Origin of the sequence: Candidatus Fusobacterium pullicola (genome assembly GCA_018883725.1) — a bacterium.
GTDB lineage: Bacteria > Fusobacteriota > Fusobacteriia > Fusobacteriales > Fusobacteriaceae > Fusobacterium_A > Fusobacterium_A pullicola.
Genome location: JAHLFN010000004.1, coordinates 1 through 16,919 on the forward strand (window position 1 = coordinate 1; position 16,919 = coordinate 16,919).

Below are 16,919 nucleotides of genomic sequence, written 5' to 3' on the forward strand. Positions count from 1 at the left end.
TTTTATCACTTCAGAGCAAGAATTTTAATAGCTAATAAATTATTGGTAACAAAATAACTCCAGTGGAAAATCCACTGGAGCTATATAAAAATTTATTTGTTTTTTACCAACACCATTTGACAAAGAGCCTATAAAAACAACTCCAACAAATGAAAAAGAAGAAAACTTTATTTTAAAAGTTCCATCCATATGCTAACTTTTATCTGTAAAATTTTCTTCTTTTTTCTATTATTAAATTATTTTTATCTCGATCTTATATTTTGGCGGAAGCGTGTAGGAATCGAACCTACCAATGACATTAAGCCACCTACCAGTTTTGAAGACTGTTGAAAACACCAGCTTTCTTCCGCTTCCATTAATTTTTATAGCTTTTCAAAACTCTTTTTTAAACCAAGTTTTTCTACTATATATCTCTCAATTTTAATATCACTCTCTTTTAATATCTCATCTATCCTATCTAAATCAGATAGCTCAGCTCTAATAGAAAGACCACACCCAGCACTTATCTCTCTAGGTAACGGTATTATTCTACACCAAATTCCATAATTTTGCAAGTTTTTTTCTAATTTCATTATAAAATGAGTAGAATCTGCAATTAAAAGTAAAAATCTCTCCTTTTCCATTATGGTTTAATCACCTTAGTAGCATTTAACTGTCTCTCTATAATTGTATACATATTAGTTACAGATCCAACACTTAACTTTTCTGTCACTCCATAAAAATTTAAGCAAGTTCCACAGGCTAAAATCTCCACTCCTCTTTTCTCTAAAGATTTTAAATCTTGTAAGCTCTCTGCTCCATCAATAACTAGTTTTACTCCCTCGTTATAGAAAAGTATAGTTTTAGGTAATTTTTCCATTTCTGATAGTGTATAAATAAATCCTTTCATAAGAATTCTTCCTAATTCAGGATCCCCTTTTCCCATATGTAGAGAATCTATTACTACAACTATATTTTCCTCATCTTTTTTATTCTCTAAATTTTCTCCAACTTTATTTATTATAATTTTGAAAATCTCTCCACTCTCTTGGACAGTATAATCATATCCCATCTCCTTTGACATCTTCTCAAGATTTTCTAGAGATATTTTATTATCAACAGATACCTCTACCTGCCCCTCATCTATATCCTTTAAAGCATTTTTTGTCATAATAATTGGTACTGGGCAAACTTGTCCTGTAGCATCTACTTTTATCATAATAACCTCCCATATTGGCACTAAAAACATAATTTAATTCTTTATAAGTACCCTCACTCCATCAATATTTTTTGTTATCTTAAGTGTATCTAACTTTCTTAAGATAAGTATAGCACTATCTCTACTATTATTCAATAGAGCTCTTGTATCTTTTATCTCCAGAGTTATATTTTTTTGAAAATACTCATTTATCAATTTTATACTCTCTTTTAAAAATCCAGAAAGAATAAAATATTCATCTTCTAAATATTGAATAAATCCTTCTTCAATCATATAAGCATGAACTTTTTCAAATAGATATTTATTTTTACTCTGATTAAAATAATATGAATATGAATTTACTTCAAACTTTTGATTTTTATAATAACTAAAAATCTCCTCTTTCATATCTTTTTCTTCACGAGTTAATCTTATCTTAAAATCTTTAAGAGATATATACTCATCTACAACTTTTATACTCTCTTTCACCTTGTCCAAATCCAATAAAATATTAAACTCTTTTTGTGATAACTCCTTGAATAAGAGAGATCTTAATATTGATTTTGTAATCCCTTTCTTTAAATTATTTTTTTGATGAAATTCAATTAAATAATTTTCTATTAATTTAAGCTTTTCATCTAAAATCTCATGTTGGATAATTTTTTTATCTAAAAGATAAATCTTTCCAGAAGATATATAAGATTTTAATTCTATATCTTTTCCTATTAAAGCAGAGATTTCATCTAAACTCATATCCTTTTTAAATAGTTCCTCTACTCTGTCACTATTTTTTGAAAGAGTGTTCAAAAAATCAATATGTTGCAAATCTCTTCTATTGAAATCACTTTTTGGAAAGAAAAGCAATTCTACTCCCCCTATTGTCGTTATAGGAGAGTAATTTCTAACTATTCCTCTCTCTTCTAAAATTCCACCTATAGTATTCTCCAATTGCAGTTGAACTACGGCTTCCTCTCCACCTAATATATAGTTTTTTTCATATATTTTTACTCTTCCTATTACCTCGGTAGTTCCAATATTCAATCTAATTCTTTGATTGTTTTTTAACTTAGGTACACTCTCTAAAAGTGATAGCTTACAATCTACTCTATCACCTACAAGTAAATTTCGAGCTACTATATCTCCCCTTTCTAGCTCACTACTCTCTACTCCTGAGAGATTTATTGCACATCTATTTCCACTTCCTAAGCTCTCTTTTTTCTCTCCATGAGATTCAATACTCTTTACTCTAACTTCTCTTCTCTTAGGATATATAGTCAGATTATCTCCTACTTTTACCTCTCCATCTTTAACTGTTCCTGTTACTATACAACCAAAACCTTTTAAAGAAAAAACTCTATCTATATCCATTCTAAAATATTTTTTCTCATCTTCAACTTTTAATTCTTTTAACTCTCTATATAGAAGAGCCTTTACTCTTTTATAACTCTCTATCTCTTTAGAAGAAACTTCTAAAATTGGAGCTTTCTCTAAAAAACTTCCCTTAAAATACTCTTGGCACTCTTTTTTTACCTCTTCATATCTTTTTTCATCAACTAGATCTCTTTTAGTTAAAAGTATCATTCCTCGAGTTACACCAAATAGTTTAACAATTTGAAAATGTTCTATAGTTTGTGGCATAATACCATCATCACAAGCTACTACCAAGATAAGATAATCTACTCCAGAAGCACCAGCACTCATATTTTTTATAAACTTTTCATGACCAGGTACATCTATTAATCCAACTCTACTATTATCCTCAAATTTAATTTGAGTAAATCCTAAGTCTATTGTCATTCCTCGAGTTTTCTCTTCTGGAAGTGTATCTGTATCCACTCCAGTAAGATATTTCACAACTGTGGTTTTACCGTGATCAATATGTCCAGCCATTCCTACTATAATATCTCTCATCTATTTAACTTCCCTCTATCTAGCTTTTAAAATTCTGAGCTTTTTTAACTATAATATCCATATCCTCATCTCTTATTGTTTTTAAATCTAAAATAAAAGCACCTTCTGATATTCTTCCTATTATACTACTGCTTCCTAAACGAAAATATCTTTCAAGTTCTTGGGCATTTCCATTAAATTTTAAAGCATAACTAGGAACTGTCTCCTCTGGCATAGAACCACCACCTATTTTAGCTCTACTCTCTACTATCTGAGTAACAATCCCCTTTTCCTCTAGTAAGTTTTGTAGTTTTTTTGCTCTTTTCTCCACTTCTAATTTATTTTCAGTGATCATTCTAAGGGTTGGAATCTCTTTTATAGCCTCCCTCTCATCAAGATAATACTTCAATGTTCCCTCTAATGTTGAAAGTACAAGTTTATCCACTCTAAAAGCTCTTAAATACTGATTCTTTTTCAATCTTTCAATATATTTTTGAGCTCCTAAAATAATACCACACTGTGGACCACCTAAAAGCTTATCTCCACTTATTGTAATAATATCTATTCCAGAAGCTACACTCTCCTGTACAGTTGGTTCTTTTATAACTCCATACTTAGAAAAGTCTACAAGAACACCACTCCCTAAGTCTTCCATAGTCAATATTCCCTTATCTTTTCCAATATTTGCTATCTCTCTATTGGATACCTCTGATGTAAAGCCACTTATTTTAAAGTTCGATCTATGAACTTTTAAAATAAGTGCAGTTTCTTCATCAATAGCTCTTTCATAATCTGCTATATTAGTTTTATTAGTTGTTCCTATCTCTTTTAATTTAGCACCTGATAATTCCATAATATCAGGAATTCTAAAAGATCCTCCTATTTCTACAAGTTCACCTCTTGATACTATAGAATTTTTTCCCTTAGCAAACTCATTTAAACATAGAATTACTGCTGCTGCATTGTTATTTACAACCAAAGCACCTTCAGCTCCAGTTATTTTACATATCAACTCTTCTACATGTGAATTTCTATTTCCTCTTTTTCCCTCTTCTAAGTCAAATTCTAAATTACTATAGTTACCTGCAATCTCTTCTAATTTCTCTACAACTTTTTTATTTAAAATTGAACGTCCTAGATTTGTATGAATTATTACACCACTACCATTTATAACTTTTTTTAATCTATTCTCATTCACTAACTCTACTTTTTCAAGAATACTACCTATAATATCCTCTTTTTCAAAATTTTCAATTTTTTTACACTTAATATCCTCTCTAAATCTCTCTATCTCATCTTTTACAAGAGTGTAGAAAGCGTTGTAGTTCATTGATTCCCTACAACTCACTAACCTCTTATCTTGCATCAATATATCCAATTTAGGAAGTTTACGGAAAAGGTTATTCATTATCTACCTCACTATTAAATATTTATCTTTTTTCTCTTCAACTGAACCAATTATATAAGCATCAATATTTTTCTCTTTAAACTCCTTCATCAGTGCAGATACACTATCTTTTTTTACTGAAAACAGTAACCCTCCAGATGTTTGTGGATCAAACATTATCTCTTGTAACCAAAGAGGAGTTTTTCCAAAATCTATATCTCTTCCTATAAAGTTTCTATTTTGTTGCCCACCAGTTGTTATTAAAAAATCCTTAGCATACTCTTTTGCTTCTGTGATGTATGGTATGAAATCTCCTTCAAAAACTAAACTCTTTTCAGAACCTTTAGCCATTTCATAGGCATGACCTAAAAAACCAAATCCTGTAATATCTGTACAAGCTGTTATTGGATAATTTACAATCACTTCAGCAGCATACTTATTCAAAGTTATCATCTGTTTTACAGATTCATCTATTGCCTCTTTACTTGCAAGATTTACCTTAGAAGCTGTTGTAACTATCCCGGTTCCTAACTTTTTAGTACATATTAAAATATCTCCATTTTCACATCCATGATTTTTTAAAATTTTATCTGGATGAGCTATACCAGTTACTGAAAGTCCATATTTTACCTCTGGATCATGGATTGAGTGTCCTCCACTTAGAACAGCTCCTGCCTCCATTACCTTTTCAGCTCCACCTCTCAGTATCTCTCCTAGTATTTTTATATCCAACTTTTGTGGAAAACAAACTATATTCATAGCTGTTTTAGGTTGTCCACCCATAGCATACACATCACTTAGTGAATTTGCTGCAGCTATCTGTCCAAAAATATATGGATCATCTGTCATAGGAGTAAAAAAATCCAATGTTTGTATAATAGCTATATCTTCAGTCAGTTTATATACAGCGGCATCATCTGATTTTTCAAATCCTACTATTAAATTTTTATCCTCCACACTCGGAAGATTGTGTAATATCTCTGAAAGAACCTCTGGTCCTATTTTGCTTGCTCAACCACCTATTGAGCATCTATCTAAATGTAATTTTTCACTCATCTGCCTCACCTCACGCTACATCATTTTTACTATATCCACTAATACTCCCACAAGAAAATCTCTCTTCTCCTTCTCTTCCTCGTGGTAGATTACATCTGCCATAGCCTTTATATCCTCTTTTATATCCTCTTTAGTAGCTGAACTATATATAAACTCTAGCTCTCCTCTAAACTCTTGCATAAAATAATCATAAAGATTTCCTGCTACTAATCTCTTTCTCGTTGTGCCATTAAAACTATCATAGGCATCTAAAATTTTTGCTAACCTTGGTGTCATTTTTCCTCCAACTAATTTCCTCATTTTTACTCTTCTCATATATATTTTACTATATTTTTTTAAACAATTCTACCTTTACTCTAAATACTTTTACTGATCATAGCCCCATTTAAATTATCAGATTCCGATACTATCATTTTATTTACTCCTAATTCCTCCATTATAGTGATTAGTATTATTGTTCCAGCTATGATTACATCAGCTCTTTTCTCTTCTAAACCAACAATATGTTTTCTTTTTTCTACACTACACTCTAAGAAAAGTTTTAAATTCTCTCTTAACTCCTCTAGTCTAATTTCTGACATATGTACTTTAGAACTATCATAAACTCCCATCTGTTTTTGGACAGATATCTGTGTAGTAGCTGTCCCAGCCACTCCAACTAAAGTAAAATTTTTATTTTTCAAAAATTTTACTTCAGATATCATATCTTTTACCCACTCTCTACACTTCTCTATAGTATCATCTGTATAATTTTGAGTTGAAAAAAATCTCTCTGTTCCTCTTACTGCTCCTATATTTATACTTTTAACAAATTCGATTTCTCCCTTTTCTCCAAGAGTAAATTCCGTACTTCCACCACCTATATCTAGAACCAATATTCTCTCCTCAAAAACTATTGAGTTTCCTAGAAAATTCAGTTGAGCCTCCCTATCTCCAGATATACACTTTATATCTATACCTATCTCTTTTACTTGATTTAAAAATTCATCTCTATTCTTCGAATCTCTTGTCGCTGATGTAGCAAAAGCCACTAACTCTTTTACTCCATAGCTATCTGCTTTTTTCTTATATCTTTTTAAACACTCTACAGTCCTAGATATAGCTTCTTTTTTTAGATATCCATTTTTATTTACATCCTCTCCAAGTTTTACTATCTCTACATCTTTAGATATCTCTCTCTCAATTTTTATCTCTTCTCCCTGAAATACTTGAGCTAAAAATAGTCTACAAGAGTTTGTTCCTATATCTATTATTCCCTTTATATATCTAGGTGAAAAAAGGTTATTTACTTCTAAAATATACTTTATTTCAACACTATCTCTATAGACTTTCATTTCCTTTGAAAAAAGAATAAAATTAATTTTATCAAATGAGTTCTTTTTATCCTTTTTCATTATTTCTAATATAACTTCTTCTGGATAATAAATTGGATTGGGATCTAACCCATAACTCTTAAAAATATCCTTTATCTCTTCTATTCTATCTTCATCTATTCTATTTAATATTTTTGAAAGCTCCAATTCAAATATTATTCCCTTTGCAACTCCCTCACCGTGAGTCATACCTTTAAAATTGAAAAGTTTCTCAATACTATGACCATATGTATGACCAAGATTTAATAGTGCTCTATCACCTTTTTCAAACTCATCTCTCTCTACTATCTCTCTTTTTATATCACAAGATTTTGCTATCATCTCTATTAAATTATCACTATCCAATGAAATTATCTTCTCTCTTTTCACCTTTAAAAACTCAAAATACTCTTTATTCTCAATTATTAAAGAGTGCTTAATTACCTCTGCCATCCCAGAAGAGAACTGTTCCTTTGGTAAAGTACTTAAAAAGCTTGCATCTATAAAAACAGCCTTTGGTTGTTTGAATGCTCCTATTAAATTTTTCCCATATTGAGTATCTACCCCTGTCTTTCCACCTATACTAGCATCTACCTGAGCTAATAAAGAGGTAGGAATTTGAATAAAATCTATTCCCCTCATGTAAGTAGCTCCTACAAAGCCTCCTATATCACAAACTACTCCTCCCCCTAAAGAGATAATTAAGGATTTTCTTGAAAAGTTTTCCTTTGCCATATAGTCATATATTGTTGATAAAGTTTCTAGATTTTTAAAACTCTCACCCTCTGGTATAGTAAAAACTCTTATTCTTTCATCTTTTAACTCTTGTAATACTCTTTTAAAATATATATTTCCTATATCTTCATTTGACAATAGTAATATTTTATCATAATCACTTATATACTCTTTTAATTGCGATATTATATTTTTTCCTAATATTATTGGATATTCTCCACTAGAGGTTCTTATATCTATTCTTCTCATATTTATCTCCTATAACTTCAAAAATATTTTTACCAACTTTTATCTTACTCTATAATAATTATACTCAAAAAATTTTTTCTCTTCAATAGACAAAATTTTCATACTCTTGACACAATATTATGGCACTATAAATATATTGAAGAAATCTAAAAATAATGTATAATATATGTATGAATATAAAAAGGAGTGACTTAAAAGATGAATACTTTAAAAACTTTTTTCTTGATGGGAATTTTAACATTTATACTTTTAGTTATAGGAAATGCTATTGGGGGACATAATGGAGTGGTTATTGCTCTTATTATGGCTGGAATAATGAATTTTATCTCTTATTGGTTCAGTGATAAAATCGTTTTATCTATGTATGGAGCTCAACCTGTAGATAAAGATACTCATCTATATCAGCTTGTAGAAAAATTAGCTAAAACTTCGAATCTTCCTATGCCAAAGGTATATATTATAAATGAGCAACAGCCTAATGCCTTTGCAACTGGAAGAAATCCTAAAAACGCTGCTGTAGCTGTAACTAGAGGACTTATGGAATTAGTTGATGATTATGAGCTATCAGGAGTAATTGGACATGAATTAGGACACGTTCATAATAGAGATATACTAATTAGTACTGTAGCTGCCACAATGGCTGGAGCTATTGCTTTCCTTGCTAATATGGCTAAATGGGCTGCTATATTTGGAGGAAGCAATAGAGATGACGAAGATGGAGGAAGTAATCCTATTGCTCTAATAGGTATTGCTATATTTGCTCCAATAGCTGCTATGTTAGTACAAATGGCTATCTCTAGAACTAGAGAGTACAAGGCTGATAGATTTGGAGCAAAGGTTAGTGGAAATCCTCAATATCTTGCTAATGCTTTGAGAAAATTAGATATGTACAGTAAAAGAATTCCCATGTATAATGCTGCTCCAGCTACAGAGAATATGTTTATTGTAAGTCCTCTTGCTGGAAGTAAGATGGCTAATTTATTCAGTACGCATCCATCTACTGAAGATAGAATTAGAAAATTAGAAGAGATGAAATATGAATAGGAGGGTTTAATGAAAAGATTTTTTATTCTGATTTTTACGATTACAACTTTATTTTCAACTAAATTGATTGGAGCTGAAATTATTCCAGAATATTTTCTAATGGAAAGATTAATTATGCTTATGGATGTAGCTCCTACATATATATCTATTGATGGCAAACAAGAGTTAAAAGCTATGCAAATTGACAAAAAAACTATGGATATACTTGGAAATAACGAAAATCCATTTTATATCTATGACTCCAATGGTGAAAAAAAACTTGTAAGAGTTGGTGATTATTTCTTTTCTCCAACTACTCTATCTAGTATATATGTATTAGATAAGGAAAACTTCGAATTTAACTTTAGAAATAAAGCTTTACCTGAAGAAAAAATAGAAACTACTATTGAACATACTAGTGATAAAATAAATGCTGCCGATATTGATGAAGCAACTGTAAGTAGTGTTACAGAGAACTAATAATTGGAGGATCTTGTGAATTTTAAAACTCTTATTGATTCCTATAAAGAGATTGTATCCCAAGGCAAGATAAGTAATATTATCAGAGTTGTAAAAAAAGCTTTAGAAAGCTATGGAAGAGCTAACTCTGGGCTTTGGGTTACCTCACTTTGTTTCTATACAATTCTTTCTTTAGTTCCTATATTTGCTATCCTTTTTAGCTTGGGAACTTGGTTAGGAGTGGCTGATTATTTTTTAGTTAAATTAAGAGATTACTCTCCACTTAATGAAGAGTCTATTAATCTTTTGATTACCTTTGCTCAAAATTTCTTAGAAAATACAAGAACAGGTATCTTAGCAGGTATTGGATTTCTTTTCTTGGGTTGGACTTTGATATCTATGTTTTCTATTATAGAGAAAGCTTTTAATGATATTTGGAGAGTTGAAAAATCAAGAATGTTTCTTAGAAAGATTACAGATTATATATCTTTCTTTATTTTATTTCCTACTCTATTAGTTATATCAAGTGGAGTAGTTAAAATAATTGCAGATAAAGTTGGCCTTGAAAATATTGCTCTTAGTATATTAATTAAACTTATTCCTTTTTTAACTCTACTATTTTTCTTTACAACAATGTATATGTTGATTCCAAATACAAAAGTTAGATTTATTCCTGCACTCATTGCTGCAGTTTTTATCTCTCTATTTTTCTCTGGTTTTCAATCACTTTTTATTTTGTTACAGGGAATGGTTAATACTTACAATAAGATATATGGTAGCTTCTCTGTTATTTTTATATTTTTGTTTTGGTTAAAATTGATGTGGTTCTTTATAATTTTAGGAGCTCATCTTTGTTATTTTTTACAAAATAGAGAGCTTCATCTCTTTACTAAAAGTGTAGAAGATGTTAATTTTAAAATAAAGGAATATACTGCAGTTATCCTAATGAAAGAATTAGTAGAAAGATATCTAAACAGCCTTACTCCTCTTACTATCAATGAGATTATAAAAAAATATGGGATACCATATGAAGTTATTAAGTATATTTTAAATGTATTTATAGAGAATGAACTAGTTGGTGAAATTGGAGAAAAGGATGATAAATCCTATGTTATTATAAAAAATGTAGATGGAATATCTTTTAAAACAGTTTTCAAATCTCTTGAAAATTTTGGTGAAAGAATAAGTATTGAAAATAGTGAGGAAATTGAAAAGTTATTAGAATGTGTTAGAGATAAAAATTTTAAATTTTCTTTTAAAGAGTATATAGAAAAAAACTGAGGTTAACCTCAGTTTTTTAATATCCTATTCCAAATCCAAAACCTTTACTTTTTGTCGTTGAAGTGGTTACAGTATTAGTTTGTGTAACATTCCCACTTGAAGTAGTATTGGTTATACTATTACTATTTGTTGTTGTATCTATCTTTATATATTCTTTACCAGCCCCAAAATTAGTTTCATTATAAATCGCACTTGAAACTAAAACATCTAATATAAATGCTGTCTTTTCGGCTGCTGTTTTTTCTCGAGTGGGTTGATTTTCTGTATTAGAACATCCAAATAAAACAAAAATAGAAAAAGTCATAAAAAACCATTTTTTCATATAACACCTCTCATTTTAGTTTATTTGATACATTATACAACATTTTATACAATCAGTCAAATATTTTTTATTTTATTTATTTTGAAAATTTTTTTTATTTTTCTATGTCATATTCCCATGTTATTATTCCACCAAATTCATAAATATTCTTATAGCCTAATACAGCTAATTTACTTGCTGCTTGCTTACTTCTATATCCACTACGGCAATATATTAATATTAGTTGCTCTTTATCTGGAAGAGCCTCTATCTCTTCATGCCCTATATCTTCATTAGGAATATTAATAGCCCCTGGAATATGTCCACTGTTATACTCCCAATTTGTTCTTACATCTAATATAACATAATCTTTATTCTCTTCCATCATCTCTTTAGCTTTCTCTTGAGATATAATTTTATAAGCTAACTCTCTAACTTCAACATTTGAAACTGTATCTATCATAAAACACCTCTTTTTTAATCCTGATTTTTTTACTCAATTATTATATCATTTTCTTACTGAAATTTCAAGATTACAAACAAAAAGAGCCTACAGATTAGTAAGCTCTCTTAAATAATTTTTAATTATTAGTTTCAAGTGATTTATAACCTTTTAAAATACTCTCTTTTATCTCTAATTTCTCTTTAGCTTGTGGGAACTTTCCACCATAAATTGCAGTTTCAAATGCTCCATATAGTGGATTAGGGAATATTATAAATCTATCTCCAAACTCTTTTGATAACTCCTCAACTTTAGCATTTCTTTCATCTATTGATTTAGAAGAAAATAAATCAAAATCTGATAGGTTATCTCCAAATAACATAATTAATTGTGTATGATTTTTTACATACTCACGACGATTTACTTTCCCACTTTTATCATCTTTGTTTTTAAGTAATACACTATCATTTGCTTGAACAGGTATTCCTTCTGCTCTTAAATTTTCAATCGTTGCTTCTAATTGACTTTCAGTTCTATCTGAAATATAATATATCTTTACTCCATTTTTATCGGCAAATTGTAGAAATTCTTTTGCTCCAGAAACTGCTTTAGCCTTTTTCATATTTACCCATTCATCCCAAGACTTACTGTCATAACCTCTTCCTAGGATAATATTTTCAGCTTGATATGGACTATTATCTAATACAGTTTCATCTAAATCTAAAACTATTGAATAAGGTTTTGTATGAGGTGTTTTTAAATACTCTTTTAATCTTTGCGTTGCTACATTATATCCTTGAAGATATAGAGCTCTTGCTTCTCCAGAAGTTTGATACCAGTTAGTTGCCATCATGTTTTCTCTAGCTACTAATTCATCATAAGTAAGTGTTACTTTATCCTCTGACTTACTATACAGATTACTACATCCAGTCATACTTATAGCTGTAATAGCCACTGCTAATAGTGATAAGATTTTTTTATTTTTCATCAAATTCCTCCTATGATTTTGGCTTAATTTAATTATACATTAGTTGTATGAAAAACTCAATAATTTTATAGATCCATTTTAAATATTATTTTAAAATTATGTATATTACAATTTTTATTCTAATCCTTGATCTAATATCTTTACTATGATATAATAACTATACTATGTTAACTTTATTAATTAAATAACTAAAATTCAATAAATTTAGATAAAAAGGAGAATATCATTTTGAGGGAAAAATCTAAGGTTCCTGCTATAGATAAAGCAGATCAAATTTTTAATTATCTATACTATAAATATTCTGCTACACAAAGTTCAATTGCTAAGGATTTGAATCTTCCAAAAGCAACTGTAAACAGACTTTTAGAGGTTCTTACAGATTTAAGATATCTTAACTTTCAAGATAAAGAGTATACTTTAGGGGAGAAGTTTTATTTTTTTTCTAGTAGATATGAAAAATATACCCTTATAAAAAATATAACTCACCCTTATCTTGAAGAACTATCTTTAAAATTTAAAGAGACTTTTAAATTAAGTGTACTTGATAATGATAAAATTAGAAGTATAGCTACAGTAGAAAGTAGTGATTTGATAAAGGTATCAGTTGCAGAAAATGCTATATTTCCTCTTCATGCTGGAGCTGCAAGTAAGCTTCTCATTTGCCAATTAGGTGAGAGTAAACTTGATAAACTACTTGATAAAAATCTTCCTAAATATACAGAAAATACTATTACTGATAGGGAAAAATTAAAAAGTGAACTACTTAAAATTAATATCCAGAAAATATCATATGACAACATGGAACACTCTAAAAATATTAGAGCTGTAGCAGTTCCTATTTTAGATAAAAAAAATAGAATTATTGCTGCTATTAGTTGTCCATGTTTTGCTGATGATCTAACTGAAGAAAAAGCAAAGATATTGGTTAAAGAGATGCAAAAAACTTGTGAAGAAATCTCTAAAAGACTAGAATATTTTACAAATTAAAGGGTGGAGATATGTTATTAGAAAATACTGCAAAAAAGAAAAACGAAAATAACCGAGAATACATCTATCGAGTTATAAAAGAAAATATTATGACTCTTAATTTAAAACCTGGAGAGTGTATTAGTGAGGTAGAGCTTGGTAATCAACTCAATGTTAGCCGTACTCCTGTAAGAGAGGCTATTGTTAGACTTTCAGAGGAAAAGCTTATTGATGTTTTTCCACAAAAAGGATCCTTTGTTTCTAAAATAGATCTTAACTTGGTAGAGGAGGCTGTTTTCTTAAGAACTCTTTGCGAAAAAGAGATATTAAAAATAGCTTGTTCTGATAAAAATTCAAAAGAGTTAATTAGAGAGTTAGAGAAAAATCTTGCTTATCAAAAGATAATAATTGATTTTGAAGAAGATTTACATAAATTTTTTGATTTAGATAATGAGTTTCATTCCTTAATATTCTATTATTATAATAAAAAGAATGTTTGGAAGAGTGTCAAAAGATTAGCTACTCATTATGATAGATTAAGATTGATTGATGCTTTGGAAAAATTTAGTGCCTCTAAAACCTATGAACAACACTATAATATTATCAATATTATAAAGGAACATTCTTTTGGAGATATTGATCCACTTATTTCGGCACATTTATCAAAATTTAAACATGTTATAAATAAGTATTTAGAAAAATACCCAGAATATTTTAAATAACAAAAAGGGCTTTCGCCCTTTTTATTATTTTACAAATCCACCTACAGTTGGCAGATACATTGAAATAGCTGGAATATAAGTTACTAACATTAATACTATTATTATTACTACATAATATTTTATTAGTTGTCCCATAACATCTTCTATTTTTAAATTTCCAACTTTTACTCCCACAAATAGAGTATTTCCAACTGGTGGTGTAATATTTCCTATACATAAGTTGAATACTATGATTATTCCAAATTGAACAGCACTCATTCCAAAAGATTGAACTATTGGCAGGAATATCGGAGTAAATATTAGGATTGCTGGAGTAACATCCATAAACGTTCCTATAAATAATAATAATAAGTTCATTAATAAAAGAATTAAAAATTTGTTATCTGTTAATCCTAAAATCAAGTTTGAGATAGCTTGAGGTACTCCAGTAAATGCCATTACCCAAGACATAATTGTTGATACACCTATTAAGAATACTATTATTCCTGTCATTTTAGCACTTTCTGCAAATATATCTATTAATCCTTTTATACTTATAGTTCTATAAAATATCATTGAAAGAATTAAAGTATACACCACAGCTACTATTGATCCCTCTGTTGGAGTAAATATTCCTTTAATTATCCCTCCTATAACTATAACAATCAATGCTAATGATGGTAGTGCATCTATAAAAGTAACTAAAACAACTTTTAATTTAAAATTATTTGTTCCCTTCATTCCTCTTACTTTACATAAATATAAAGTGAGAGCCATACATCCTATTCCCCATAAAATTCCTGGAATATATCCTGCCATAAATAAAGCAGCTACTGAAGTTCCTCCACTTACTAACGAATATACTATAAGTGAGTTAGATGGCGGTATTAATAATCCTGTTGGAGCTGAAGCAATATTTACTGTTGCTCCTAACTTCTTATCATAACCTTGCTCCTCTTCCATAGGAAGTAAAATTCCTCCCATAGCAGCACAAGCAGCTGTGGCTGATCCAGAGATTGCACCAAACATCATATTTGCTAAAACATTTGTTTGCATTAGTGACCCTGGTATTTTTCCAGTTAACGACTGAGCAAAAGCAACTAATTTTTTTGCTATTCCACCTTGATTCATTATATTTCCTGCAAGTATAAAAAATGGAATAGCTATTAAAGTAAAGTTAGAAATTCCTGAGAATATTCTTTGTGCTCCTGTTACCAATGTATTATCAAAAGCTAATGATGGTAATATTGCTAAGATTGAAGATAGTCCTATACTAATAGCAATAGGAAATCCTAATAATAAAGTTATTACTAAAACTGAAAACATTATTAATGCTGTTGTAAGTACCATTCCTATGCCTCCTTTTTAATCTCTTTTAACAGATCTACAATATTTAAAACAGAATATATTGAAATAATTACTCCACAAGTTGGAAGTACAGAATATATATACCCCATTGAAACTCTAAGAGCTGGAGACATTTGAGTCATTGTTAATGTAGTTATTGTCTTTCCACCACAAACTAATACTCCAAATGCAAACAATAAAACTACTAGCTCAGATAAAATAGCAACATTTAATTGAATTTTTTTAGAATATCTTTCAATAAAGAAAACCATACGCATATGATCTCTTTTTCCAAATACATATGATGCCGCAAACATTGACATCCAAGCAAAAGAGTAAGATATTAACTCTTCAGATACTGTACTCGGATCTTTTAATACATATCTTGAAGTAATTTGATAAGTTCCTACTATTGTCATAAATATAAATAGTGCTACACATATTCCAATAATAGTTTTATCAAAAATATCCCTTATTTTATTCATTAGTTATTTCCCCCTTTTTTTATTTGTCTTCCTATCTCTTGAATTTTATCATATATAGGTTTTAATTTAGGAGTTGCCTCTAATACTTCTCCATGAAGAGGTAATACTTTTTCCTTAAATAAAGCTACTTCTGGATATATAAATTGAACATTCATCTCATTTTGAGCTTGTACTTTTGATTTTTCAACTGATTCTGTCCAAGCTTCTCTTTGGACTTTAGATATTAATCTAAATCCTTCATTAAAAATTTCTCTCTCTTCAGCTGAAAGTCCATTTAAAAATTTTAAATTTCCAATTAAGATATCCGGAACCATTTGATGCATATTATATGAATAGAATTTAGCTACTTCTCCATGTTTATTACTTGTGATAGCTAACTCGTTATTCTCAGCTCCGTCAATTACTCCCTGTTGTAATGCTGTATAAACTTCTCCAAATCCCATTGGAGTTGCTGCCCCTCCAAATAACTCCATCATTCTTATATTTGAAGCACTTTGTTGAACTCTAATTTTTAAACCTTTTAAATCATCAGGTGTATTAATAGGTTTTTTAACCGTATAAAAGTTTCTAGTTCCCGCATCTAACCAAGTAACAGCTTCAAATCCTGATTTCTCAGTAGATGTAAATATAGGTTCTATTAATTCAGCATTATCCATTACAGCGTGATAATGTTCTGGACTATCAAAAAGATATGGTAAGTTAAAAATTTGATATATATTATCAAAACTCTCTAAAATAGCATTACTTGCTACAGCAAAATCTATTGCTCCTGTCTGTGTTAACTCTACTGTATTTACTTGTGAACCTAGTAATTCGTTAGGAAATACTTGAACATCATATTTATCTCCTAATTTACTCTCTATAAACTCTTCAAAAGCTAATAATCCTATATTTGTAGGATGATCTTGAGCTTGGTTATGAGAAATTCTTATTATTCTTTTACTTTCTCCTTTTCCACAAGCACCTAACAAAAATAAATACCCTATTATCAATAATAGATTTAAAAATTTTTTCATCTTTCCTCCTCTATTCTCCTAAATATTTTTTTAAAGTATTTATAACAGCATCTTTTCCAGCTAA

18 protein-coding genes and 1 tRNA gene are annotated in these 16,919 nt (G+C 29.3%); 5 read left to right on the forward strand and 14 right to left on the reverse strand.

The annotated features are described in order from the left end of the window. Nucleotides 1-261: 261 nt before the first annotated feature. From IAA47_00115 to aroB, 8 genes are all read right to left on the reverse strand, one after another. A tRNA-Sec gene (locus IAA47_00115) sits at nt 262-354 on the reverse strand. Between the two features lie 8 nt (nt 355-362). Further along, nucleotides 363-626: a DUF3343 domain-containing protein gene (locus IAA47_00120; protein ID MBU3841399.1), complete on the reverse strand. Its 264-nt coding sequence runs from the start codon at nt 624-626 to the stop codon at nt 363-365. Further along, complete coding sequence (gene yedF, locus IAA47_00125; GenBank protein MBU3841400.1) at nt 623-1,198, reverse strand: sulfurtransferase-like selenium metabolism protein YedF; 576 nt, start codon at nt 1,196-1,198, stop codon at nt 623-625. The genes IAA47_00120 and yedF overlap by 4 nt, the downstream gene beginning before the upstream one ends. 33 nt (nt 1,199-1,231) lie before the next feature. Next, nucleotides 1,232-3,088 (reverse strand): selenocysteine-specific translation elongation factor, encoded by a 1,857-nt coding sequence (selB, locus tag IAA47_00130; protein MBU3841401.1) that lies wholly within the window; start codon nt 3,086-3,088, stop codon nt 1,232-1,234. 19 nt (nt 3,089-3,107) lie between these two features. Further along, complete coding sequence (gene selA, locus IAA47_00135; protein MBU3841402.1) at nt 3,108-4,478, reverse strand: L-seryl-tRNA(Sec) selenium transferase; 1,371 nt, start codon at nt 4,476-4,478, stop codon at nt 3,108-3,110. Then, nucleotides 4,479-5,510, reverse strand: coding sequence for a selenide, water dikinase SelD (selD, locus tag IAA47_00140; GenBank protein ID MBU3841403.1), 1,032 nt, complete (start codon nt 5,508-5,510; stop codon nt 4,479-4,481). Between the two features lie 15 nt (nt 5,511-5,525). Beyond that, nucleotides 5,526-5,786 carry a hypothetical protein gene (locus tag IAA47_00145; protein ID MBU3841404.1) on the reverse strand — a complete coding sequence of 87 codons (261 nt, stop codon included), beginning with the start codon at nt 5,784-5,786 and terminating at the stop codon, nt 5,526-5,528. A gap of 80 nt (nt 5,787-5,866) precedes the next feature. Continuing rightward, nucleotides 5,867-7,846 (reverse strand): 3-dehydroquinate synthase, encoded by a 1,980-nt coding sequence (aroB, locus tag IAA47_00150; GenBank protein MBU3841405.1) that lies wholly within the window; start codon nt 7,844-7,846, stop codon nt 5,867-5,869. A 198-nt stretch (nt 7,847-8,044) separates the two neighbouring features. Here aroB and htpX point away from each other — a divergent pair, with 198 nt between their 5' ends. Genes htpX through IAA47_00165 form a run of 3 tightly spaced genes read left to right on the forward strand, consistent with a single transcriptional unit; the run spans nt 8,045 to nt 10,609 of the window. Next, nucleotides 8,045-8,890, forward strand: coding sequence for a zinc metalloprotease HtpX (htpX, locus tag IAA47_00155; protein MBU3841406.1), 846 nt, complete (start codon nt 8,045-8,047; stop codon nt 8,888-8,890). A 9-nt stretch (nt 8,891-8,899) separates the two neighbouring features. Beyond that, nucleotides 8,900-9,349, forward strand: a complete 450-nt coding sequence (locus tag IAA47_00160; GenBank protein MBU3841407.1) for a hypothetical protein — start codon at nt 8,900-8,902, stop codon at nt 9,347-9,349. Nucleotides 9,350-9,364: 15 nt separating this feature from the next. Further along, complete coding sequence (locus tag IAA47_00165) at nt 9,365-10,609, forward strand: YihY/virulence factor BrkB family protein (GenBank protein ID MBU3841408.1); 1,245 nt, start codon at nt 9,365-9,367, stop codon at nt 10,607-10,609. Between the two features lie 16 nt (nt 10,610-10,625). Here IAA47_00165 and IAA47_00170 read toward each other — a convergent pair whose 3' ends face one another. The 3 genes from IAA47_00170 to IAA47_00180 all read right to left on the reverse strand — a co-directional run bounded on the left by IAA47_00170 (nt 10,626) and on the right by IAA47_00180 (nt 12,340). Further along, nucleotides 10,626-10,931 (reverse strand): hypothetical protein, encoded by a 306-nt coding sequence (locus IAA47_00170; protein ID MBU3841409.1) that lies wholly within the window; start codon nt 10,929-10,931, stop codon nt 10,626-10,628. 94 nt (nt 10,932-11,025) lie between these two features. Beyond that, nucleotides 11,026-11,373 carry a rhodanese-like domain-containing protein gene (locus tag IAA47_00175; protein ID MBU3841410.1) on the reverse strand — a complete coding sequence of 116 codons (348 nt, stop codon included), beginning with the start codon at nt 11,371-11,373 and terminating at the stop codon, nt 11,026-11,028. Nucleotides 11,374-11,491: 118 nt separating this feature from the next. Beyond that, the gene (locus IAA47_00180; protein ID MBU3841411.1) at nt 11,492-12,340 is read right to left on the reverse strand and encodes a 5'-nucleotidase, lipoprotein e(P4) family; all 849 of its coding nucleotides are present in this window, start codon (nt 12,338-12,340) and stop codon (nt 11,492-11,494) included. 228 nt (nt 12,341-12,568) lie between these two features. On the opposite strand from IAA47_00180, the gene IAA47_00185 reads away from it, so the two are divergent. Further along, a complete protein-coding gene (locus IAA47_00185) occupies nt 12,569-13,327 on the forward strand; it encodes an IclR family transcriptional regulator (GenBank protein ID MBU3841412.1) in 759 nt (252 codons plus the stop codon). An 11-nt stretch (nt 13,328-13,338) separates the two neighbouring features. Next, nucleotides 13,339-14,028 (forward strand): GntR family transcriptional regulator, encoded by a 690-nt coding sequence (locus IAA47_00190; GenBank protein ID MBU3841413.1) that lies wholly within the window; start codon nt 13,339-13,341, stop codon nt 14,026-14,028. A 24-nt stretch (nt 14,029-14,052) separates the two neighbouring features. On the opposite strand, the gene IAA47_00195 is transcribed toward IAA47_00190, so the two are convergent. The 3 genes from IAA47_00195 to IAA47_00205 are packed head-to-tail and all read right to left on the reverse strand — an operon-like array spanning nt 14,053 to nt 16,855. Beyond that, nucleotides 14,053-15,357: a TRAP transporter large permease gene (locus IAA47_00195; GenBank protein MBU3841414.1), complete on the reverse strand. Its 1,305-nt coding sequence runs from the start codon at nt 15,355-15,357 to the stop codon at nt 14,053-14,055. A gap of 2 nt (nt 15,358-15,359) precedes the next feature. Next, on the reverse strand, nt 15,360-15,839 hold the full coding sequence (locus IAA47_00200) for a TRAP transporter small permease (protein MBU3841415.1): 480 nt from the start codon (nt 15,837-15,839) through the stop codon (nt 15,360-15,362). Beyond that, a complete protein-coding gene (locus IAA47_00205) occupies nt 15,839-16,855 on the reverse strand; it encodes a TRAP transporter substrate-binding protein (protein MBU3841416.1) in 1,017 nt (338 codons plus the stop codon). The genes IAA47_00200 and IAA47_00205 overlap by 1 nt, the downstream gene beginning before the upstream one ends. Nucleotides 16,856-16,919 lie beyond the last annotated feature (64 nt).